This window comes from Phormidium tenue FACHB-1052, from assembly GCF_014696675.1.
Lineage (GTDB): Bacteria > Cyanobacteriota > Cyanobacteriia > Phormidesmidales > Phormidesmidaceae > Nodosilinea > Nodosilinea tenuis_A.
Map to the genome: position 1 here is coordinate 120,557 of NZ_JACJQN010000006.1, position 22,217 is coordinate 142,773.

The 22,217-nt window shown below is 57.8% G+C and carries 15 protein-coding genes; 7 read left to right on the forward strand and 8 right to left on the reverse strand.

All coding sequences use genetic code 11. The features are described 5' to 3' along the window. Window positions 1–184: 184 nt before the first annotated feature. The 4 genes from H6G07_RS10510 to H6G07_RS26675 form a co-directional block, all read right to left on the reverse strand. Window positions 185–2,788 carry a chloride channel protein gene (locus H6G07_RS10510; protein ID WP_073608327.1) on the reverse strand — a complete coding sequence of 868 codons (2,604 nt, stop codon included), beginning with the start codon at window positions 2,786–2,788 and terminating at the stop codon, window positions 185–187. A gap of 115 nt (window positions 2,789–2,903) precedes the next feature. Next, window positions 2,904–3,125, reverse strand: coding sequence for a hypothetical protein (locus H6G07_RS10515; RefSeq protein WP_073608326.1), 222 nt, complete (start codon window positions 3,123–3,125; stop codon window positions 2,904–2,906). A gap of 231 nt (window positions 3,126–3,356) precedes the next feature. Next, window positions 3,357–4,910, reverse strand: a complete 1,554-nt coding sequence (locus H6G07_RS10520) for a TolC family protein (RefSeq protein WP_073608325.1) — start codon at window positions 4,908–4,910, stop codon at window positions 3,357–3,359. A gap of 142 nt (window positions 4,911–5,052) precedes the next feature. Further along, the gene (locus H6G07_RS26675) at window positions 5,053–5,187 is read right to left on the reverse strand and encodes a hypothetical protein (RefSeq protein WP_277882065.1); all 135 of its coding nucleotides are present in this window, start codon (window positions 5,185–5,187) and stop codon (window positions 5,053–5,055) included. A gap of 64 nt (window positions 5,188–5,251) precedes the next feature. Here H6G07_RS26675 and H6G07_RS10525 point away from each other — a divergent pair, with 64 nt between their 5' ends. Both H6G07_RS10525 and H6G07_RS10530 read left to right on the forward strand, forming a co-directional pair. Further along, window positions 5,252–5,926 (forward strand): MerR family transcriptional regulator, encoded by a 675-nt coding sequence (locus H6G07_RS10525; RefSeq protein ID WP_242026725.1) that lies wholly within the window; start codon window positions 5,252–5,254, stop codon window positions 5,924–5,926. Further along, the gene (locus tag H6G07_RS10530; protein WP_073608323.1) at window positions 5,923–7,197 is read left to right on the forward strand and encodes a vWA domain-containing protein; all 1,275 of its coding nucleotides are present in this window, start codon (window positions 5,923–5,925) and stop codon (window positions 7,195–7,197) included. The genes H6G07_RS10525 and H6G07_RS10530 overlap by 4 nt, the downstream gene beginning before the upstream one ends. 66 nt (window positions 7,198–7,263) lie before the next feature. Here H6G07_RS10530 and htpG read toward each other — a convergent pair whose 3' ends face one another. Continuing rightward, window positions 7,264–9,243 carry a molecular chaperone HtpG gene (gene htpG, locus H6G07_RS10535; protein WP_073608322.1) on the reverse strand — a complete coding sequence of 660 codons (1,980 nt, stop codon included), beginning with the start codon at window positions 9,241–9,243 and terminating at the stop codon, window positions 7,264–7,266. 1,066 nt (window positions 9,244–10,309) lie between these two features. Between htpG and H6G07_RS10540 the strand changes: the two genes are divergently transcribed. Together H6G07_RS10540 and H6G07_RS10545 are read left to right on the forward strand one after the other, a co-directional pair. After that, a complete protein-coding gene (locus tag H6G07_RS10540; protein WP_199312019.1) occupies window positions 10,310–13,363 on the forward strand; it encodes a hybrid sensor histidine kinase/response regulator in 3,054 nt (1,017 codons plus the stop codon). Continuing rightward, window positions 13,347–15,551: a two-component system response regulator gene (locus tag H6G07_RS10545; protein WP_073608321.1), complete on the forward strand. Its 2,205-nt coding sequence runs from the start codon at window positions 13,347–13,349 to the stop codon at window positions 15,549–15,551. Before H6G07_RS10540 ends, H6G07_RS10545 begins: the two co-directional genes overlap by 17 nt. A 3-nt stretch (window positions 15,552–15,554) precedes the next feature. Here the strand turns inward: H6G07_RS10545 and H6G07_RS10550 are convergent, their stop codons facing one another. Beyond that, on the reverse strand, window positions 15,555–16,151 hold the full coding sequence (locus tag H6G07_RS10550) for a YdeI/OmpD-associated family protein (protein ID WP_073608320.1): 597 nt from the start codon (window positions 16,149–16,151) through the stop codon (window positions 15,555–15,557). A 95-nt stretch (window positions 16,152–16,246) separates the two neighbouring features. Then, window positions 16,247–17,668 carry a chromosomal replication initiator protein DnaA gene (gene dnaA / locus H6G07_RS10555; protein ID WP_073608319.1) on the reverse strand — a complete coding sequence of 474 codons (1,422 nt, stop codon included), beginning with the start codon at window positions 17,666–17,668 and terminating at the stop codon, window positions 16,247–16,249. Between the two features lie 399 nt (window positions 17,669–18,067). On the opposite strand from dnaA, the gene def reads away from it, so the two are divergent. From def to chlP, 3 genes are all read left to right on the forward strand, one after another. Continuing rightward, window positions 18,068–18,616, forward strand: coding sequence for a peptide deformylase (gene def / locus H6G07_RS10560; RefSeq protein WP_073608318.1), 549 nt, complete (start codon window positions 18,068–18,070; stop codon window positions 18,614–18,616). 207 nt (window positions 18,617–18,823) lie between these two features. Beyond that, window positions 18,824–19,204: a hypothetical protein gene (locus tag H6G07_RS10565; RefSeq protein ID WP_199312020.1), complete on the forward strand. Its 381-nt coding sequence runs from the start codon at window positions 18,824–18,826 to the stop codon at window positions 19,202–19,204. Window positions 19,205–19,404: 200 nt separating this feature from the next. Then, complete coding sequence (chlP, locus tag H6G07_RS10570; protein ID WP_073608316.1) at window positions 19,405–20,640, forward strand: geranylgeranyl reductase; 1,236 nt, start codon at window positions 19,405–19,407, stop codon at window positions 20,638–20,640. 325 nt (window positions 20,641–20,965) lie between these two features. Here chlP and H6G07_RS10575 read toward each other — a convergent pair whose 3' ends face one another. Then, a complete protein-coding gene (locus H6G07_RS10575) occupies window positions 20,966–22,129 on the reverse strand; it encodes a GuaB3 family IMP dehydrogenase-related protein (protein ID WP_073608315.1) in 1,164 nt (387 codons plus the stop codon). Window positions 22,130–22,217 lie beyond the last annotated feature (88 nt).

Here is a 22,217-nt window from a genome sequence, read left to right on the forward strand (position 1 = left end):
TTTCATATGAACGTTGGTGACCGTATCGTTAGCTACTGGTAATCATTAGCGTGATTTGTGTCGAATACGGGCCGCCTAAAAGGCGGCTTTTTTATGGTCGTCGCCACGAAGATTAAAACGTTTTCGTCGATAGTCTACAAGCGATGGCTGCACGACAGTTTGGCAGCTAAGGTTTAGGTCGCTTCTAGTTTTGGGTTTCGACTTGACGTAGCAGGATGATGGTGATGTCGGTGTTTTGGGCAATTTCCAATGGCACATTGCCCTTAATGACCTGGCTTAGCAGGTTTTCGCGGGAAGCGCCGAGTAAAATGGCGTCGCTGTGACACAGGTTTGCCATATCAACGATCGCATCTGAAACCGAGGGATGAGTCAGCACCTGGGTATAGACAGGCCGCCGCAAAGTAGCCTCTAGCTCATCGGCCATCTCGGAGATGTGTTGAGGCGTAAGGCACTCGCCCTTCTCGGGGTGACAGATGGTGCAGAGCTGAATTTCTGGGGAGTGGCCCAGGGTGAGCAGGCCAGGCAGCAGAGCCTGGGCGCTTTGGGCATTGGGGCCGCCTGCGGTGGGGATTAGCCAGCGATCGAAGGTGAGGTTGCGACCGGGGCGCACCACAACCACCTGGCAGGGAGCCTGACGAATTAAGGTATCGACCACGCCGCTGATGACGCGACCGGGGGTGAGGCTGGGGTGGTGCCAGCCCATCAGCACCAGGTCGATGTGGCGCTCTTTGATCACTTCGAGCAGGGTGCGACCAATTTCGTGGGCGGCCCGTACCTGAAAATGCACCGATAGGCCACTATTTTCGGCATAGGAAAGGGCAAGCTGACGCAGGGGCTCGACTTTCTGCAAATCGACTTTGGCTTCGGCGGGGGCGACGCTGCGGGGCACGGGGACGACGTGGATACATTCCAACTCGTAGTGCAGACCGTGGGCGATCGCCGCCGCAATCTTAATCAAATCGGGTGCGGTGCGGGGGTCAGCCAGGGGCACCAGCAGTCGTCCCTGGCCGATGGCAGGAGCCTGCTGTTGAAACACCATGTAGGAGGGTTCGGCCTGGGGGCCAAGTTCGAGTTGGTCGCCGCTGACCTGGTCGCACTCGGCGCGAATGATGTCGGCGCGGGTAATGATGCCCACCAGCTTGTTGCCCTGGGTGACGGGCAGGCGGCTGAGCTTAAGCCGGTTGAGCAGGTGCAGCACGCGGGGCAAAGTGGCGTCGGGGGCGACAGTGACCGGCTGGGTGGTCATAATATCGGCCAGGGTGACGTAGTCATCTAGGCCCTGGGTAGTGGAGTCGCTCAGGTCGCTCTGGGTGACGATGCCCACCAAGCGACCGTCTTCGAGCACTGGAAAGCCGCGATGGTGCGATCGCGAAAACGCCTGCGCCACCTCGGGCAGGCTCATCTGGCTAGAGAGGGTTTCGACCCGCCGCTGCATTAAATCTGCCGCCTTGAGGTGGCCCCAGGGGTTGTTGGCCTGGGGCACCGGCTCTAGGTGAATGCCCTGGAGGGCGAGCAGGCGGTTATAGATCGAGCCATCGTTGGCGCGATCGGCAATCAGGTAGGCCACCCCTGAGCCAATCATCAGGGGCAGCACCAGGTTAAAGTTGGCGGTCATCTCAAACACGATCACGATCGCCGTGATCGGCACCCCCGTCACCGCGCTAAAAAACGCGCCCATGCCCGTCAGCGCGTAGGTGGTGGTGGTGGCCAAATCAGCCGGCAGGGGCCAAGCCCCAAAGCCGGTGTAGACGCCTTGGGCAAAGAAGCTCACCAGGCAGCCCAACGCCGCCCCCAGCACCAGCGAGGGGGCAAAAATTCCCCCCGGTGCTCCAGAGCCGTAGGCCAGCAGCGTTAGCAAAAACTTGGCGACAAAGGCGATCGCGATCATTTGCCACCCAGCCGATCCCGTCACAAAAAACTCTTGCAGCCCAGTGTTATCAATTGCCGCTACCGGCACAAACACCCCCACCAGACCCGTGACCAGACCCGCCAGGCCAATGCGCCCCGGCAATCCCAACTGCTTAAACTGGCGAAAAAACGCCAAACTGCCAAAAATGCCCCGCCGAAATAGCGACCCCAGCAGCCCGGCCATTAGTCCCAAAATAATCAAAAAAGGCAGATCATGGACTGAAAGGCTGATGGGTCGGGCATCCATCGTCAGATTTAGCCCCTGCCCCCCCAGCAGCCGCGACACCACGGCCCCAATAAACGACGCCAAGATAGCGCTGCCCAGAGTGAGGTCAGAAAAATCTTGCAGCAGCTCTTCGACCACAAACAGCACCCCAGCAATGGGGGCATTAAAACCAGCGGCCAAACCAGCCGCCGCACCAGCAGAAATTAGCTGCCGCCGATACTCGGGCGAGGTTGGTACCCAGCGACTTAGCTGCGCCGCCAAGCCCGCACCAATTTGCACCGTTGGCCCCTGCCTTCCCAAAGAAAGGCCTGACCCCAGCGCCAAGAGTGTGCTGCCTAGCTTGACCAGCGCCACCCGCAGATTCAGCGGAATTTTGGCGAAACCGAGCGCCGCCTTGACCTGAGGAATGCCGCTGCCTGAAGCCTCTGGGGCCAGTCGTTCGACCGACCAGCCTGACAGCCAACCGCCCACCAGCCCAATAGTGGGTAGCGCCAGCCATAGGGGTAAAGTACTGGAGGTGCGCCACAGGGTAAGTAGCTCGACTCCCTGCTTGAGCAGCACCGCCGCTAGCCCCGACACCAGCCCGATGACGCACGCCTCGGCAATGGCTACCCGCTTGCGGCTCAGCAAGGGTTCCAGGCGCTTTAACAACATCACGGGGGCGGCATCATTACAGGGGCAAGGCAGACCACAGCCAGGGCAAGGGGCAGTGCCCGACTCAGTGTAGTCTTCCCTTAACTATCCCAAAGTGTAGCCTGTAATGAGACGCCTACGGATGGAGTTCGCAGTCAGGGAAGCGGCCCAGCCCATTGGCTTCCACAATGGCGTTGCGACATTTTAAGGGCGTTTTGCCAGTCATTTCCGATAACCGCTTCAGGCTAATGGCAGGAGAGCCACCCCTAGGAGCAGTCATATAAAGTCGGTAAGCCACCTCTAGCACTTGATCATCCAGCAGCAGCGGCCTAACTGTGGAACTAATGACGTCTAGCATGGCGGTAGGAGAACTCGTTATTTAAGTATGTTTACGGATGTTTCTCCTTAAGCCGTCTATCTCACGATGGGTTCTCAGGACAGAAATTGGACAGCGACAGCCTACTCTAGACGGATAAACCCTGCTCTGTAAGCCGAGCAAAATCAGCCTATGCGAGGGATTAGCTTGAAATCGAGGTGAGCGGCAGTGATTTGGAACAAAAGGTGCTGCCGTTTGCGTTTGTCCCCTCACCTATTCTTGCAATTCAGGGGCAATCTCTAGCTCCGTCGCCCAGCGATCGAGCGTAATGCCTACAGTCTGCTCTAGCTGCGCAACGCTGTTGAGAAAGTCGATACGGGCCGCCAGCTCGTTGGTTTCAGCCGTCACCAGCGCTTCTTCTTGATCGATTAGCTGAAACAGCGTGTTGCTTCGCCCTAAGCGAAACTGCTCTTGATCGGCAGCGAGCTGAAGGCGGGCGTTGAGGGTAGCCCGCTCGGCGGCGACCACCTGCCTGAGGCTCGACTGAGCTGAGCTGAGCCCGGCGATAACATCGTTGCGAATTTCGTCTTGCAGCTGGGCTAGGGTATTGTCTTGCTGTTGCAGGGTGATGTCGCTAGCTACCCGGTTGGTTTCGGGCTGGGGGTCGCCAAAGGTGCGGCTGGCCACTAGCCCCACAGCGCTGCGGGAGCGATCGCCCAGGGTGCCATCGGCAACGGCATCGAGCTGCCAGCGTAGGTTATCTTGAGCCACTAGCAGGTCGAGTTCTTGCTGCTGTCGCTGGAGTTGGGCCTGCCGGTAGTCGGTGCGCTGGTCTAGGGCCAGGATCACCAAGGCTTCTGGCTGGTAGGTGGCAAGCTGGGCGGCAGCAGCAGTGAACAGCTCGGCAATGGTTTCTACCGATGCCACAAAGCGCAGGTTGCGATCGGTGCCGATGAGGTTGAGTAGGGTGCTATTGGCCTGATCGAGCTGGTTTTGGGCATCGACTAGGCTGCGCTGGGCATCGGCTAGCGATCGCTCGGGTTCAAACAGGTCAATGGGAGCCCGCCGCCCCGCCTCTACTAAAGCCTGCACAATGTCGAGCTGCTGCTGCCGCCGCTCCAAAGCCTGGGCCTGAATCTCGACCTTGGCCTGGGCGTTGATCAGGTTGTTATAGCTGAGAATGGCGGTGGTCAGGGTGTCGATGACGGTGCTGCGTAGGGCTAGCTGGTTACGAGTTTCGCTCAGGCGGGCCTGGTTGAGCGGGGCTTCGTTGACAGCCGTGCCAAAGCCCCGCAGCAGGGGTTGGCTGACTCTAAATTGTAGGGGTGACCCATCCTCAAAGGGCGTTAGCCCCAGCTCAAAACTGGTGCCCAGACGAGTGGTGAGGGTGGTGTCGAGCCGCACCTGCTGGTCGAGGTCGGTGTCACTGCCCCCCAACAGAACTGAACCGGGAGTCGACTCGATGAAACCGCTATCGTCGGAGCGCCTGCGAGTGGCATCGACCCGCAGGGTTGGCGTTAGACGCGGGTTAAAGGTTTGCTCAGCGGCGGCGAGCTGCTGCCGCTGCACAATGCGCCCTAGGGCCTGGTTGCGCAACTCGCGGTTGCCCGCCAGAGTCAGGTTGAGCAAGTCGGGCAGGGTAAGCATGACTGGCTCAGATGTTTCATCCGGTGGTGAAACCAAGTCAGATTCTGAGGGAATCTCTACCAAGGGTTGCGATTCTGCTAGAGCTGGAGGAATGACTGCACCACCATGACCCAACCCCAAGGCTACTCCTAACCAGACTAGGGCAATGTGCTGGCCAGCTAAGACTGGTAAGGTTGCCATACATTTAGTCGTCTCCTCAACCTACGATCTAACGAAAATAGAACCGGCTCTCCTAGGATACCTATGCAGTGGTTGGAGAAGACTGCCAGCAGATGAGGCAGCGGAGCCGAAATCGCTCAAAGTTGATGCAGCTATAACCAAATCACTTGATCAACGCTAGACGAGTGTTGATGCCTTCGCCGCCCCCCAGGCGGGGGCGGCGCTCAAAGTATCTGGACAGCCGGTAATCAGAACAACGGGGGATGGCATGGGGTGGATAGGTGAGGGTCACGGGCATACACTTACATTTTTTAATGTCATTGACATTTTAATTTGCAAGTGACTATGATGGGTCTATGAGCATGTTGCAACAAATTGCCCAGCAACAGCCCGAGATGGTCTTAGATCGCTTCGTTGAGGTGACCAACGACCTACTGCCGCAGTTTTTGCCCGACCAGGGTTCTGGTAATCGTGGGCAAGAGCCGGTCAACCCTCGGCTGGTGCGCCACTACACCACTCAGGGATGGTTAGATAAGCCCCTCAAGCAGGGGCGCGAAGCTCGGTATACCTACCGGCATCTACTGCAATTGTTGGTGCTGCGCCGCTTGCTAGCAGAGGGCTACAGCACCAGCTCCATCGGCAGCCTGATCGGCGGCCAGTCGGACGCGGCCTTGGAAAACATTTTGCAAGGAGGCGTTCACCTCAAAGTTGAGGCCGCGAACCCGGCGCTGGCGTTTTTGTCTCAAATTCGCGATCGCCCCGCCATGTCCTCCCTCGACCGCTCGGCCTCGGCACAAAAGCAGTCAGCCATGCCAGGGTTGCAGGCCGCCCCTGATTCCCCGACCCCGGCAGCGCCCCCGTCCCAGTCCGCCTCATCGCCCCCCCAAACCTGGACTCGACTCGAAGTTCTCGACGGTCTAGAGCTCCACATTCGGCAAGACTTTGTAGCGCCATCTACCGCCCACGAACGGGACAGCCTGCTGCAACTGATTGCTGCCCATCTCGCCCACCTCAAATCCACCCAGAGGCCACCATGACCCAAGCCAAACCCGCTCTTCCCACTGTCGAATTGATTCCGCTCCACGGGGCGATCGTCACCCAGCAGCCCATGACCCTGGATGTGCTGGTGCGAATCACGCCCCCAGCCGTCACCCTCAAGGCCGATCGCGTGCCGCTCAACCTCAGCCTGGCAATCGATCGCTCTGGCTCCATGCAGGGGCAGAAAATGCATTATGCCCGCGAAGCCGCCCGCTTTGCGGTGGAGAATTTGCTGCCCTGCGATCGCATCAGCGTCGTCCTCTTCGATGACCGCATCGAAACCCTGGTGCCCAGCACCCTGGCCACCGACAAAAATACCCTGCTCGAAAAGCTCAGCCACGTTCACTCGCGGGGCTCAACGGCCCTCCATGCCGGGTGGGTCGAGGGTGGGGTGCAGGTCAGCCAGTACCTCAACCCCGCCCAGCTCAACCGAGTAATTGTGCTCTCCGATGGATTGGCCAATGTGGGGGAAACTAGACCGGATGCGATCGCCAATGACGTCCACGGCCTGGCCCAGCGCGGCGTCAGCACCACCACCCTCGGCATCGGCAACGACTACAGTGAAGACCTGCTCGCCGCCATGGCCCGCAGCGGCGACGGCAACTTTTTCCACATCGAGTCTGCCGACCAGCTACCGACAATTTTTGAAACCGAGCTGTCGGGGCTGGCGGCCACCCTGGGCCAGCGCGTCAGTCTGGGCATTAAGCCAGGCAACGGCGTCACAGTGATGGACGTGCTGAATGACTTTGATATGACCGACACTCGGCGTTACAAACTGCCCAACCTGATGGTGGGGTCACAGGTTCAGGTAGTGGTGCGCTTGCAGGTGCCCGCCCTAGAGCGCAGCGACGAACTGATGCAGGTGCGCCTCGCCTGGGATGACGCGGAACAGCCCGGTCGGCAGGTGCTGCGGGCCGGGCTGGAGCTGCCCCTAGTCAACTCCGAGCAGTTCAGCGACTTCCCCGCCGATGCCTCGGTGCAGGAGCAGGTCGCCCTGCTGATGGCCGCCCGCGCCCGCCGCGAAGCCGTTCAGTACTCCGACCAGGGCAACTATGCCGCTGCTAGCCTGTCCCTAGCCAATGCCCGCGTCGCCATGGCCTGTATGGCCCCCAGCGAAGCCCTATTAGAAGAGCAATCCATTCTGGAAGATTTAGAGGCTGACTACCAGAGCGGCAACGTAGCCAGCGCCCGTAAAAAGGCGTTTTCACAGTCCTACAACCTGTCGCGTACGGGGCAGTCTAAACCCCGCCGCTCCATGGATTCTAAATAACTAGAAGAGCCAAAGATCCCTGGGTTCTTGAAGAACCCAGGGATCTAGCTTCACAGAGTAACCTTCCTACCGCTCGGTCAACTTGGTTAGCAGCGTGTTCGATCGCTCCACAAAAGTCTTCATACCATCGGCATCAAAGCCCTTTTGGGCCATCAGCGCCGTGTCGTAGACCTGGTTGCAGATCATCCTGGCCAGATCGCCCGCCGGAGAGCTGCCGCCGTCGGCCCCAATAATTGTGCTCTGGCTCAGGCCCAGCAGGTTTTGAATCAGCGGGTGAGCGGTATTCACCATCAGCACGTGGTCGTCGGGGAACTGCATCTCCTGCTGCTGAATCATTGCCATGGTTTCCTGCATGCGGCGGGCTTCCTCGGGCAGCAGCACCATGGCCGGGGGCGCACCTTCGCCCTTCAACGCCTGGGGTTTGACGTTGACGCGGGGGCGGCTGATCGCCTGCTCAAACATCTCCTTAATTTCGTCGTCGCGGGTTTTGTTGGTGGCCGGGTCAACAATTTCGCTCTGCTTTTCTTTGTCGAGCAGAGTGTCGTCGAGGTCAGCATCGACGCGCACAAATTTCACGTCAGAGTATTCCCGCTCCAGGGTAGGAATAAAGTGCGTGTCGATGAACGAATCCATGAACAGCAGTTCTAGGCTCTGGCTTTTGAACAGCTCGATGTAGGTGGCTTGGGAGACTTCGTCGGTGGCGTAAAAGACGCGGTTTTCGTGCTTGTCTTTGTTGCGCTCTAGGTACTCACTCAGGGTGGTGTAGAAGTTTCCCTTGGCGTCGGTAGCGGGCTTAGCGGCATCAGAGACTTCCGACCAGGCATCCCCTTCGTCGGTTTGCACTTCGACTTTGGGCGCTTCCTCAGCTTCGCCCAGTTTGGCGGTGGTGCGGAAGATCAGAATGTCTTTGACCTGCTCTTTGAACTTATCGTCGTTGAGGGAGCCAAATTTGACGAAGTTGCCCAGGTCTTGCCAGCTAGCGATGTATTTGGCGGGGTCGTCACGATACAGCGCCTTGAGGCTGTCGCCCACTTTTTTGGCGATGTAGTCGGCGATGCGGCGCACGGTGCGATCGCCCTGCAAAAAGCTCCGGCTCACATTCAGCGGAATGTCGGTGCTGTCGATCACGCCGCGCAGGGGCAGCAGGAAGCGCGGCACCACCTCTTCGCAGTTGTCGGTGACAAACACCTGGTTACAGTAGAGCTTAATGCTGCTCTTGGTGATGTCGATATCGGGCTTGAGCTTGGGGAAGTAAAGAATGCCGTTGACCACGAAGGGGTAGTCGGTGTTGAGGTGAATCCACAACAGCGGGTCTTCCTGAAAAGGGTAGAGGTAGCGGTAGAACTCTAAATAGTCGTCGTCGGTGAGGCTGCTGGGCGACTGCTTCCAGGGGGCTTCGTGCTTGTTGACGACTTCGCCGTCGATCTTGATCGGCACCGGCATGAAGTCGCAGTAGGTTTTAATCAACTGCCGAATACGGGCCGGTTCGAGATATTCTTCTTCGCCCTCCATCAGGGTCAGGGTGATGGTGGTGCCGACGGTGGTGCGATCGGAGGCGCTCAGCTCAAACTGGGTCGAGCCGTCGCAGCTCCAATGCACGGCTTCGGCCCCGTCTTTGTAGGAGAGGGTATCGATCTCGACGGTGCTAGCCACCATAAATGACGAGTAAAAGCCCAGACCAAAGTGGCCAATGATCGGGTCAGCGGCAGCGCTGTCTTTATACTTAGTGATGAACTCTTCAGCGCTGGAGAAAGCCACCTGGTTGATGTACTGTTTTACCTCGTCGGCGGTCATGCCGATGCCGGTGTCGGCGATGCTGAGCGTCTTTTTGTCTTTATCGAATTTGATTTCGATCTCGGGGGCGCTGATGTCGCCGGAGTATTCGCCCGATCGCGCCACCATAGAGAGCTTTTTGATGGCGTCAACGGCGTTGGAGACCAGCTCCCGTAAAAAAATTTCGTGCTCTGAGTAGAGCGCTTTTTTGATAATCGGAAAAATATTCTCGGTATGAATCGAGATATTACCCTGTTCCAGAATCGTCGTCATGGCGGCTCGGTGGTGATTCAACTATGGGTTACCTAAGGGCAATTTTTGACTGAGACGACAAATTTTACAAGCGGCGATTTCTGTACTCAGAGGTTCGGTTGCCCCTACTCAGCAGGCCAGAGAGAATTTAAATTAACCGCTGAAATCTAACGTTGATGCTGGTTCAGCCCGCGCAGTGCAGGCTCCATCATCTAGCGCCTGGGCAAGGGATCAGATGCTTTACCAGGGCGGCTGATGACCTCAACTCGGGCCTGAATCACTAGCCCGCCGGCGAGGGAAAAATGTCGCCGCTGTAGCTTTAGTCCATCCAGAGCACTTGGATCCGCTCCAAACGCATGGCATGCTCTTTTACCAACGCCAATGAGCATCTAGCCTGCGGAGCGTTCATGGCGTTGGCTTGCGTCACGACAACTTTCAGAACTTGTCCCAGCTACCTACTAGCACATGGCGCTGGCGGCCTTCCATGCCTGCTGTCGTAACCGTATACTTCCTCCTTATTACTGCTAGTTTTCACTAACTGTTGTGATTCGCTTCTCAGCTATTGAGCGACGATTACAAGGGCCAAATTTTGACCAAGGGGGCGATCGCGGCTACTCATAATCAGAGTGACTCTTGTCATTGACCTCTGTCTATTTCGACTCGGCAACTACTTCTAGAAAGAAGGGAAATAACTAAAAAGTTAGTTTTGGTGACAACTCGCTGCCCTAATTCTGTCCTAGGTTGAGCTGACTTAAACTTCTCTTGTCGGCGGCAAAAGCTAGTAAAAAAACGTCACTTCAAAGACTTGATTAAACAGTAAAGCTAGGCATTGAGCTAGCAGGTTAAGAAAAGTAAGGATGTATACCGAATTTAGGCCCAAACAGCGTTCACTTGAGGATATCACTTGACGTCGGCTGATGCTTAGTCAGCTAACTGCGGTTGCCAAGAGGGTTTAGTCATCGGTTGGGAACCCTAAGATCGTCGGTAGCGGCGCTGACAGACCCAAGGCTAGCATCACAAACCCCAAGGGTCTCAAGCGTAAACTTAGATGCAGCCCTATCAGCATGGATAACAGCAACCAAGAACCATGAACAACGTTGCAGGAGACTTGTCGGCACATCAGCAAAGGGCGATCGCTCAGCAGAGTTCCTTGGGGTTAATTAGTCTGCTGATTTTGGGGGTGATGGGCAATTACTTGCGCTGGTCATTCTTCTTTCGTATTGACTTTCTGTTTGGCACGATCGCTGTGTGGCTGGTGCTCAGCTACTATGGCACCCGCTGGGGCGCAGTGGCCGCGGTAGTGGCCGCTAGCATTACCTACTTTCTCTGGAATCACCCCTACGCCATTATTATCTTTGCTGCCGAATTTTTGTTTGTCGCGTTTTTTTATGCTCGTCACTCTCGGCGTAACCTGGTGCTGGTCAATGCTATTTACTGGGTACTCATCGGCATGCCGCTGGTGTGGTTGTTTTACCACCTGGTTTTGGAGGTAGACTCCAACCAAACCCAGATCATCATGCTCAAGCAGGGGGTCAACGGCATCTTTAACGCCCTGGTGGCGAGTCTGCTGCTGTCCTACACCCCCCTCCACCGCTGGATAGGACGGCCCCAGGCGGCCAGCGCACTATCGCTTCAGCAAACTCTGTTTAATCTGCTGGTGGCGGCGGCCTTTTTCCCGACGCTGATTTTAATGGCGCAGGCTAGCCACGGGGTGGTTGCCCAGGTGGTGACCGAGGAGCAGATTCATCTCAATTTGTTTTCCCAGCCCTTGGCCGGTCGCATTGAGGCCTGGTACGACCGCCATGTGAGGGCGACCACAGCTCTGGCAGCTACTGCGGCTCAGGTGGCGGGCTCTACTCTCCGATCGCCGCAGACCCAGAGCACGCTTCAAGTTCAGGCCCAAACCATTCAAGCGCTGGTTTCAGATTTTCAGCATTTGGTCGTTACTAACGAGGCCAATGAGATTGTGGCCCAGGCCGACAGTGACCACGGCCTAGCCCATGCGCTCAGGCTGCCTGACCCCGGCCAGGCCACCAACGACTTGAAGCCCTCCCTATCGCGCGATCGCCTGGGCGACGACTCCGCTCAAGACAGCACCGTATTGCTCAGCCAGCCTGTGCTCAACCAGGGTCAGGTGAAAGGCCGCGTCTGGGGCGAAATCAATCTATCTACCCTGCAAGCCATCCTGACCGAAACCGCTACTGGGCTTGGCTTTCAGATAACGTTAGTCGATCAAAACCAGCAGGTGCTGCTCAGCACAGACCCAGAGCGGGCCTGGCGCAGCCTCTTTGACCTGCGCCAAACCGGCGACATGGTACCCCTTAGTGAAGGGGTTTACCACTGGCTGCCCACCAACGGTAGCCCCCTGTACGCCGTTCGCTGGCGCAATTCGCGGTTTGTAGAAGAGTCCCCCCTGCCTGCCATTGCCGGGTGGAAGCTGGTAGTCGAGTCACCGGCCCAGCCCCACGTGCAGCAGGTGCAGCAAGAGCACAGTAAAAGTTTATTTATTCTGATGGTGGTGACGGGGCTGGCCGTGGCCATTGCCCACTGGCTCAGTCGGCGGTTTGTGAAGCCGCTGTTTGAATTGGCCCAGTCCACCACCAATCTGCCCACCCAGGTGCAAGAGCGCCGGACGATTCAGTGGCCTTCTAGCCCGGTGGTAGAGCTGCGATCGCTGGTGCAAAATTTTCAGCAGATGGCCACCATCCTGACCCAAAAATTCCAGGAGCTGCAGCAGGCCAAGCAAGCCGCTGAGGTGGCCAACCAGGCCAAAAGCGAGTTTTTGGCCAACATGAGCCACGAGCTGCGCACTCCCCTCAATGCGATCTTGGGCTTTTCTGACCTGCTGGGTCGCCAGTCCGCCCTGGCCCCCCATCGGGCTGAGCTAGACCTGATCAGATCTAGCGGCGAGCACCTGCTCGAATTGATTAACGACGTGCTTGACCTGGCCAAAATTGAGGCCGGGCGCATGACCCTCAACGCCACGGCCTTTAGCCTGCCCGATTTTATTGCCAACCTGGAGAGTATGTTTTTGCTGCGGGCCCAGGCTAAGTCAATTGGCTTTACCGTTGAGCGCGGCGCTGAGCTGCCGCAGTTTGTGCAAGCCGATGAGCGCAAGCTGCGCCAGGTGATCATGAACCTGCTCAACAATGCGATCAAATTTACCGAGACGGGGCAGGTGACGCTGCGGGTGCTGTGGTCGGCTGAGCGGGGCGGCTGGCTGCGCTTTGAGATCATAGACTCTGGCTTTGGCATTGCCCCCGAGGAGCTAAAGCTGCTGTTTCAGGCGTTTTCGCAAACCGAGTCGGGTCGGGGCAGCAACGAAGGCACGGGCCTGGGGCTGCGCATTTGCGATCAGCTAATTCAGCTCATGGGGGGCACCATTGCGGTACAAAGCCAGCCTGGCCAGGGGTCGCAGTTTACGGTGCAGGTGCCGGTGGCGATCGCCGATCAGCTGCCGCCATCCCCCTCAACGCGTCAGGCTACGGGGCTGGCTCCTGATCAGCCGCCCTACCGGCTGCTGGTGGTCGATGACCAGTTCAACAATCGCTGGTTGCTGATGCAGTTTTTAAGCGATCTGGGGTTTGAGGTGCGCGAGGCCGCCAATGGCCAGGAGGCGATCGCCCAGTGGCAGGACTGGCAGCCCCACCTAATCTGGATGGACATGCGGATGCCGGTGATGGATGGCTACGAGGCTACCCGTCAGATCAAAGCCGAAGTGCAGGGGCAGGCCACCGCCATCATCGCGCTCACCGCCAGCGTCTTTGACGAAGAAAAATCGCTGGTGCTGTCGGCGGGCTGCGACGACTTCATTCGCAAGCCGTTTCAGCCGACGGTGATTGTTGACAAGCTAGCCCAGCATCTGGGGGTACAGTTTGTCTATGCCGACCTCCCGGCCCTCGACCCAGTCGCTGAAACGGCTTCCTGCCCGGTGGGTAGCCTAGCTATGATGCCCCAGGACTGGCGCGATCGCCTGTACAACGCCGCTACCCAGGCCGACCAAAAAGCCCTGCTTCACCTGCTCGACGCCCTGCCCAGCGAGCAGGCGTCTCAGCGCCAAACTTTGCAGGGCTGGGTGACCAACTTTCAATTTGATAAGCTTATGTCCCTCTGCCAGCGCGAAGATGAGCGAACGCCCTAACCCCAAACCCATTATTTTGGTCGTCGATGACATTCCCGACAATCTGCATCTGCTGACTCGGGAGCTGGGGGAGCAGGCCTACGAAACGCGGGGCGTGCTGACCGGAGCCATGGCCCTGATGGTGGCGCGTTCAACCCCCATCGACTTGATTTTGCTCGACATTATGCTGCCCGACACCGACGGCTATACCGTCTGCAAAACCCTCAAGGCTGACCCCGCCACCCGCGATATTCCGGTAATTTTTATCAGCGCCCTCGACGAAGCCCTCGACAAGGTCAAAGCTTTTGCGGTGGGCGGCGTCGACTATATTTCTAAGCCGTTTAAAACCGCCGAAGTGATGGCTCGGGTAAACACCCAGCTCAGTCTGCGGCGGGCCCAGCTCCAGCTCCAGCAGTTTAACCAATCCCTAGAGCACCAAGTGCAGCAGCGCACCGCCGAGCTGGCAGCGGTGAACCAATCGCTGATCACCGAAATTCAGGTGCGACAGCAGGCTGAGCAAGATCTGCGCAGCAGTGAAATTCGCTATCGACTGATTGCCGACAACATGAGTGATTTGGTTTGTCTGCACAACACCCAGGGAGAGTTTTTATACGTCAGCCCGTCGGCCCAAGCCCTGCTGGGCTATGGTGCCGCCGATCTAGTCGGCAAGCGGCTCCAAGATTTTTGCCACCCAGCCGACAGCCACTGCATTCAGTTCCAGTTTCAGCCCTTGTCGGGGCAGGCCGAATCGAGCCCTAGCTGCTATCGGTTTCGGTGTCAGTCGGGCCGTCACATCTGGCTCGAAACCCTGGCTAAGCCAGTGATCGATGACGCGGGCGTGGTTACGGGGATTGTCACCAGCTCGCGGGATGTCAGCCGCCGGGTCGAAGTCGAACAGCAGTTGCGCTACGATGCCCTGCACGATGCCCTCACCCACCTGCCCAACCGCGACTGGTTGGCCAAACGCCTGGAGCTGGAGCTAATGCAGTGCAGCTGGTATGGCGGCGATCGCTTTGGCCTGCTGATGATTGACCTCGATCGCTTCAAGGCAGTCAACGACAGCCTGGGCCACCTGCTCGGCGACAAGCTGTTGGTGGCCGTGGCCAATTTGCTAAAAGCCTGCGTTCACAATATCAATATGGTGTCGCGCTGGGGCGGCGACGAGTTTGTCATTTTCCTCGATAAAATTACCGACACCGCCGAGGTCATTCAGGTAGCCGATCGCATTCAGACTATGCTCGAAGCCCCCATCACCCTCGATGGCAAAATCATCTTTACTTCGGTCAGCATCGGCATTTTGATTGGCGACGGCTCCTACGCCAACAGCAACGACATTTTTAGGGATGTGGATATCGCCCTCTATCGGGCCAAGGAGCTGGGTCGCAACCGTTACGAAATCTTTGGCTTTGAGATGTATCAAGAGGCGATCGCGCGGCTCAACCTCGAAAACGATCTGCGTCTCGCCATCAAACAACAGAACTTTGTGGTGCACTATCAGCCGATTGTGTCGCTCGAGACGCGATCGCTGCTGGGGTTTGAGGCTCTGGCCCGGTGGCAGCACCCCGACCGAGGGCTGATCATGCCCAGTGAATTTATCGATCTAGCCGAAGACACGGGGCTGATTAAACCCCTCGGCGGGCAAATTTTGCGCCAGGTGTGCGAAACCATCGCCCAGTGGAGCGCCGCCCACTATTTAGACGATGGCTTTCAGGTCAGCGTCAATGTGTCGGGGCAGCAGTTTCGCGACCCGGTGTTTATTCAAACCGTCGATCAGATTTTGACCGACACCGGAGTAGCGGGTCACTGGCTCAAGTTTGAAATCACCGAGCGCATTTTGCTAGAGCAGTCCGAGAGCATTGCCTATACCCTGGCCGCAATTCGCGGTCGAGGCATTCAGCTCAGCATTGACGACTTTGGCACCGGCTACTCGTCCCTGCGCTACCTCAGCCAGTTTTCGGTGCAAACCCTCAAGATCGATCGCTCCTTTGTCAACCAAATGCAGCCCACCCGCCAGGGCATTGTGCAGGCCATCATCGATCTGGCCCACAACCTGGAAATGACCTGTATTGCCGAAGGGGTCGAAACCGAGTTGCAGCTTACCCAGCTACTCACCCTGGGGTGTGAGGCGGCCCAGGGTTATTTTTTCGCTCGTCCCCTGCCTGTAGAGGCGGCGACTCAGATGCTCCAGGGCGATCGCCGGTTGCCGTAGCCCCTAGCCGGGGCGCTTGGGCCAGCTATTGGCGCGAATATTTTGGGCGGCTAAGTCCACCGTTTCGGCAATACGGCGATGCCGCGTTTCGGCCCGCTTGGCACTGGCAATCCATTCCAAAATGCCCCGCTTGGCCGAACGCGGAAACGCCTCAAAATTAGCCTTGGCGAGGTCATTCTCCCGAAAAGCCGCCGCCAGATCCGCTGGCACCTCCAGACGCTCGATCGCGTCCAACAACTCCCACGATCCATCCAGTTTCGCCGCCTCAATTTTTGCTAACCCCAGCGGCATCATCACCCCCGCCTCGGTCAGGGCGGCAATTCGCCGTTTGTTGAGCGCCGACCAGCCGGTACCGGGCTGGCGCGGAGCCATCCACAGCATGGTGCGATCGTCGTCAAGCTTGTTGCCCTTGCTGTCGATCCAGCCAAAACACAGCGCTTCTTCGACCACCTCATCGTAGGAAACGTAGGGCCGACCCGACCGTTTCTTGTAGGTGATCAGCCAGATGCCTGCGGGGCGGGTGTGGTTCGCCGCTAGCCACTCGCGCCACTCCGCCCGACTTTCAACCTGCACAGAATTTTCAGGAACTTCAATCGCCATCACCACAGGAGCAATTAAGTTGGCCTAATCCCTCAAACCCCACCCGTCCACAGCCCAAACGACCCCATCTTCCCCATCTCCCCACCCCCGACTCCTCACCTTCCCCGCTCGCTCATACTCAGGCGATCGCCGAGCTGCCGAATGGTCTGGGCCAAATCTAGATCGCGCTTCAGCAGCTTCTCAATTTTGGTATAGCTGTAGAGCACCGTGGTGTGGTCTTTGCCGCCAAAGGCATCGCCAATTTTAGGCAGGCTGAGATCGGTGTGACGGCGCATCAGATACATGCCGATCTGCCGGGCTTGGCTAATCTCCCGCCGCCGCGAGGCCCCCTTTAAATCTTCCACTGAGACACCAAACTGCTCAGACACCACCGCTAGGACTGAACTGGGCGACGCTTCGATTTTGTCCCCTGGCGGATTCAGCACCGCCATTAGGTTTTCGACGGTCATGGACAGGCCCGAGATCGACGTGTAGGCGATCGCGCGAATCAACGCCCCCTCCAGCTCGCGAATATTAGAGGTATAGCTAGCGGCGATGTACTCGATTGCCTCTCGGGGCAGATCCACCTGCTCGTACTCCGCCTTCTTTTGCAGAATGGCGATCCGGGTCTCATAGTCGGGGGGCTGAATGTCGGCAATCAGACCCATGGAAAACCGCGAGATCAGCCGGTCTTGCAGCCGCATAATCTGGTTGGGGGGCCGGTCTGAGGCCAGCACAATCTGCTTGCCCGCCTCGTGGAGCGTGTTGAAGGTGTGGAAAAACTCCTCCTGGGTGTATTCCTTGCCCTCAATGAACTGAATGTCGTCCACCAGCAAAATATCCACATCCCGATAGTGGGAGCGAAAGTGCTGCATGCTGTCGCGGCGGATGGCGGTGATCAGGTCGTTGGTGAATTGCTCTGTGCTGACGTAAGCCACCCGCGCCTGGGGGGCAATTTCTCGCCGGTAGTGGCCGATGGACTGCATCAGGTGGGTTTTGCCCAGGCCGACCCCGCCGCACAAAAACAGCGGGTTAAACTCACGCCCTGGCAACTCGGCCACCGCTAGAGCCGCCGCGTGGGCCATGCGGTTGTTGGCCCCCACCACAAAACGCGAAAACACGGCTTTGTGGTTGAGATCGTTGTAATGCTCTTGGGCCGCTGCAGGTGGCTCCGCCGGTATTGCACGGGCAGGCAACGCCGGGGTCGAGTGAGCGGGCAGGGACGGGGACGAAGCTGGCCAGTTGACCTCAGCCATGGGTCGCAGCGCCGCCGAGGCGTCATCCCCGTCGGGCACCACCGTCACTTGAAGCTCAATGGCCTTGCCCAAAATATTGTTGACGACTTGAATAATGGTGCCTGCGTAATGCTTCTGCACCCAATTGCGGGCAAAGGGGTTGGGGGTCGATATCACCAGGGCGCGATCGCTCAGAGTCTGTGCCTGAGCAGGCTTAATCCAGGTTTCAAAGGTGGGTCGGCTCAGCTCCACCTGAAGCTGGCTCAGCACCTCTTCCCACAACCGATTTAGGGCCTGATCCACGGTTTACCTCGTAAATAACCGCTGCCCGAAGGCAGACATCGCGCATGAGTAGCTGATTGGGCCACCACTCCTTAGCCCGCTAGCATTCTGACACCAGAACTGGGGCTTTCCAAGGCGGTGAAACCGCTCTCCCGAAACTTAGCCGTAGACTGGGACAGCTCAGGCCAAACAGCGATCTTGGATCTATAGGGTACTAGATAGATAGATAAAAAATGTCCCTGATTCTACATATAGCGCTTTGATAAAAAATGGATCCCATAGTGCCGCAGTGAGCCAAGCACCAGAGGCGTCCCGCTGGTCTATTGAACCATAGGACCCTAGCCTCTGGGGAAGATGTATACAATATTGCTCAGCTAACCCCGTCCCCGGTTTACTCTATACGATCCCTAAGGCCTATCTATGACCATTCCAGAGCCATGCCCAACCCCGCTGCTAACCCTGGGCCATCCGGTGCTGCGCCAGGTTGCCAAGCCCGTAGCTGCGGTGGAAGATGAAGCCGTCCAACAGCTAATTGACCAGCTGTTGGCAACAGTGCGCACTGCTAACGGCGTCGGCATTGCCGCCCCCCAGCTGGGCCACTCGCTACGGATATTGGTGATCGCCTCACGCCCCAACCTGCGCTACCCCCATGCCCCTCTGATGGAGCCGACGGTGCTGGTTAACCCTCGTCTGGTATCGGCCAGCGATCAGCTAGAGCTGGGCTGGGAGGGCTGTCTCAGCGTGCCGGGAGTGCGGGGTCAGGTGCCGCGTCATCAAACCGTTGAGGTGGAATACTGCGATCGCCACGGGCAACCCCACCGCCAGATTTGGCAGGGCTTCGTTGCCCGCATCTTTCAACACGAGGCCGACCATCTAGAGGGCAAGGTGTTTCTCGATCGCGTTCAGTCTGAGGCTGACCTGCTGAGCGAAGACGCCTATCAGGCTCTGGAAATTGCCGCTCTCGGCTAGGGGTTTCAATACGTGACCTGATCGGCTCCCCGACGTTGGGCCAATTAATTCTTGACGGACTGTATTTCAGAATGCAACGGCCCTGGCCCGGTTTTGAAAAACATTCAGCAGAATCAGAGCCGCCCCAGGGGGCTCAGTTACCCTGATACCTCTGGTTAGAACATTTCTGGCCAGACTATCTGGCCAGCTAGGGCCAAAGGAAACCGCGTGAGTTCTCACCCTCAGCCCCGCATTGTCCACCTCGACATGCTCGACACCGACTACGCCAAGATAGCGGCGGGAGAGCCAATTCCCGATGCCAAAAAGCAGCGGCTCTCCCAAGACAGCTACGACTTCACCCGCCTAGGTCAGCACATTGCCCGCTACCGCTACGGCGGGCTTGACGAGCAGGGGCAAGATGATATTCTCTGCACCCTGGGCACCACCGCTGGGCTATTTACCCTGGCCGATGTCGAGGACATGAACGATCGCCTCCGCCAAACGGGCCGCTTTTACCTCACCCCCGGTGAACGTCAGCAGGTAATCAACTGGCTGGTGGATGAGTTAGGCATCGCGCTCACCGAAGAACCGAAATCTCGGGGTGAGTGAACGGATATAAAGCGCCATCTGTGAACACTTCACCCGCCATAGATTTTTCTCTGGCCAACGAATAGAACTTTGCCCGTTTGCCGTATCTCAATGTAAACGAGTGTTTCAATCGAGTTACAACCCTTGAGAGTGGCCCAAAATGCCAAAAATCCCGTGATACGATGCCCTCGTAGCTTTTTGCAATAGTGGAGTAAGCACCCTTGGTACTTCGGGTAGCAGTAGTAGGATCAGGTCCAGCAGGCTCCTCGGCTGCTGAGACACTAGTTAAAGCCGGTATTGAAACGTACCTCTTTGAGCGCAAGCTCGACAACGCCAAGCCCTGCGGCGGGGCCATTCCCCTGTGCATGGTCGAAGAATTTGATTTGCCACCAGAAATCATCGATCGCCGCGTGCGCAAGATGAAGATGATTTCCCCCTCCAACGTTGAGGTCAACATCGGCGCCACCCTCAAAGATGATGAATATATTGGCATGTGCCGCCGCGAGGTGATGGATGGCTTTTTGCGCGATCGCGCCGCCCAGCACGGAGCGAAACTCATCAACGGCACCGTTCACACCCTCGAAATCCCCACCACCGAGACGGGGGCCTATACCCTCCACTACACCGAGCACCGCGAAGACGGGCTGGTGGGCGACAACAAGTCGCTTCAGGTCGATCTGGTGATTGGGGCCGATGGGGCCAACTCTCGCGTTGCCAAGGCGATCAAGGCTGGGGATTATAACTATGCGATCGCCTTCCAAGAGCGCATTCGCCTGCCCGAAGACAAAATGGCCTACTACGAAGACCTGGCCGAGATGTACGTGGGCAACGACGTTTCCCCCGACTTCTACGCCTGGGTGTTCCCCAAGTATGACCACGTCGCCGTCGGCACCGGCACCATGCGGGTGAACCAGGCTCAAATTAAGAAGCTTCAGGCCGGGATTCGCGCCCGCGCCGCTAAGCGTCTAGAGGGTGGCGAAATCATCAAAGTAGAAGCGCACCCCATTCCTGAGCACCCCAGACCCCGCCGCGTCGTCGGTCGAGTAGCGCTGGTCGGCGATGCTGCCGGTACCGTCACCAAATCTTCTGGTGAGGGCATCTACTTCGCCGCCAAGTCAGCCCGCATGTGCGCCGAAACCATTGTGGAGTTTTCTAACAACGGCCAGCGCATCCCCACTGAAGCCGACCTTAAGGTTTACCTGAAGCGTTGGGATAAGCAGTACGGCATTACCTACAAGGTGCTGGATCTGCTGCAAACGGTCTTCTACCGCTCCGACGCCACCCGCGAGGCCTTTGTCGAAATGTGCTCTGACATCGATGTGCAGAAGCTCACCTTCGACAGCTACCTCTACAAAACCGTGGTGCCCGCCAACCCCCTGGTGCAGATGAAAATCACCGCCAAGACCATGGGCAGCCTGATTCGTGGCCATGCGCTGGCTCCGACTCGAAGCTGGTAGTGGGCGATCGTTCAGTTTCTTTCTAACCCCCAAACCTAACTGGCTTTGACAGAATATTGTCAAAGCCAGTTTTTTTATGTTGGTGAACCTAGAGCCTCCATAACAACTTGACCCAATACCTCAACTCTTTGGCTTCAGCCCTAAGCTTTGCTGCACCAACTGTCTATTCAACAAAGCCTGGATGTCTCTTCGGCAAACTTACCGGCCAAAATTCTGGGTAGCTTACTTCAATAGCGATGCCCTAGAACTCTTATAAAAAATGGCTTTTGGAAATTTAGATTTCCAAAAGCCATTTCGCAAACAATCGAGTCTCTAACAGATTGGCTTATTTACCCATGCCGAGCTGCTGAGCTTTCTGGTAGACCTTACCCTCGGTCAGCAGCGAGGGGGCAATCACTACCTCCACCTGCTGCATCTCCTTCAGGTCTTTGGCACCTAGGGTGCCCATGCTGGTTTGCAGCGCCCCTAAGAAGTTGTGGGTGCCGTCGTCTAGCCCAGCGGGGCCACGCAGAATTTGCTCCAGACTGCCAGTGGTGCCCACTTTGATGCGGGTGCCTCGGGGCAGCACCGGGCTGGGGGTGGCCATGCCCCAGTGGAAGCCGCGACCTGGCGCTTCGGCGGCGCGGGCAAAGGGCGAGCCGATCATCACCCCGTCGGCTCCACAGGCGATGCACTTGCAAATGTCGCCGCCGGTAACCAAGCCGCCATCGGCGACGATCGCCACATAGCGCCCAGTTTCGGCAAAAAAGTCGTCGCGGGCGGCGGCGCAGTCAGCCACAGCAGTCGCCTGGGGAATGCCAATGCCCAGCACGCCGCGAGAGGTGCAGGCGGCACCGGGACCAATGCCCACCATGACGGCGGCAGCCCCAGCCTTCATCAGATTGAGAGCGACCTCGTAGGTGACGCAGTTGCCCAAAATCACCGGCATGGGCATTTCAGCGCAGAAAGCGGCCAGGTCGAGCGGGCTAATGTCTGCCGGAGACAGGTGGGCAGTCGAGACCACCGTGGCTTGCACAAACACCAGATCGGCCCCGGCTTCGGCCACTGTCTTGCCAAACCGAGCCGCCCCGGCGGGGGTGAGGCTCACGGCAGCCACGCCACCGCCCGCCTTGATGGCTTGAATGCGCTTGGTGATCAGCTCAGGCTTGATCGGTTCGGCGTAGAGGGTCTGCATCAGACCGACAAACTCCTCTTTGCCCACTGAGGCAATTTTGTCGAGGATGGGATTGGGGTCATCGTAGCGGGTTTGAATGCCCTCCAAATTAAGTACCCCTAAGGCCCCCAGCTCTGAGAGCCGAATGGCCATGCCGACATCTACCACGCCATCCATAGCGCTGGCGATGATGGGAATCTCACGCTCAATGCCGCCAATTTGCCAACGAGTGTTGGCCAGGCTTGGGTCTAGGGTGCGAGGCCCAGGCACCAGGGCAATTTCATCAATGCCGTACGCTCTACGGACTACTTTGCCACGACCAAGTTGTATATTCACGTCCCTACTTTACCCTTTGGGCCAAAACCATTAGGCTAGCCTAGCAAAAAAGAATTCTCGCCGTACAGCTATTGGCTGAAACCCTGCT

What these genes read in the sequence shown, in the direction of transcription:
- H6G07_RS10510 (WP_073608327.1), bottom strand. Translation starts at nt 2,788, where the DNA reads ATGTTGTTAAAGCGCCTGGAACCCTTGCTGAGCCGCAAGCGGGTAGCC.
- H6G07_RS10515 (WP_073608326.1), bottom strand. Translation starts at nt 3,125, where the DNA reads ATGCTAGACGTCATTAGTTCCACAGTTAGGCCGCTGCTGCTGGATGAT.
- H6G07_RS10520 (WP_073608325.1), bottom strand. Translation starts at nt 4,910, where the DNA reads ATGGCAACCTTACCAGTCTTAGCTGGCCAGCACATTGCCCTAGTCTGG.
- H6G07_RS26675 (WP_277882065.1), bottom strand. Translation starts at nt 5,187, where the DNA reads ATGCCCGTGACCCTCACCTATCCACCCCATGCCATCCCCCGTTGTTCT.
- H6G07_RS10525 (WP_242026725.1), top strand. Translation starts at nt 5,252, where the DNA reads ATGTTGCAACAAATTGCCCAGCAACAGCCCGAGATGGTCTTAGATCGC.
- H6G07_RS10530 (WP_073608323.1), top strand. Translation starts at nt 5,923, where the DNA reads ATGACCCAAGCCAAACCCGCTCTTCCCACTGTCGAATTGATTCCGCTC.
- htpG (WP_073608322.1), bottom strand. Translation starts at nt 9,243, where the DNA reads ATGACGACGATTCTGGAACAGGGTAATATCTCGATTCATACCGAGAAT.
- H6G07_RS10540 (WP_199312019.1), top strand. Translation starts at nt 10,310, where the DNA reads ATGAACAACGTTGCAGGAGACTTGTCGGCACATCAGCAAAGGGCGATC.
- H6G07_RS10545 (WP_073608321.1), top strand. Translation starts at nt 13,347, where the DNA reads ATGAGCGAACGCCCTAACCCCAAACCCATTATTTTGGTCGTCGATGAC.
- H6G07_RS10550 (WP_073608320.1), bottom strand. Translation starts at nt 16,151, where the DNA reads ATGGCGATTGAAGTTCCTGAAAATTCTGTGCAGGTTGAAAGTCGGGCG.
- def (WP_073608318.1), top strand. Translation starts at nt 18,068, where the DNA reads ATGACCATTCCAGAGCCATGCCCAACCCCGCTGCTAACCCTGGGCCAT.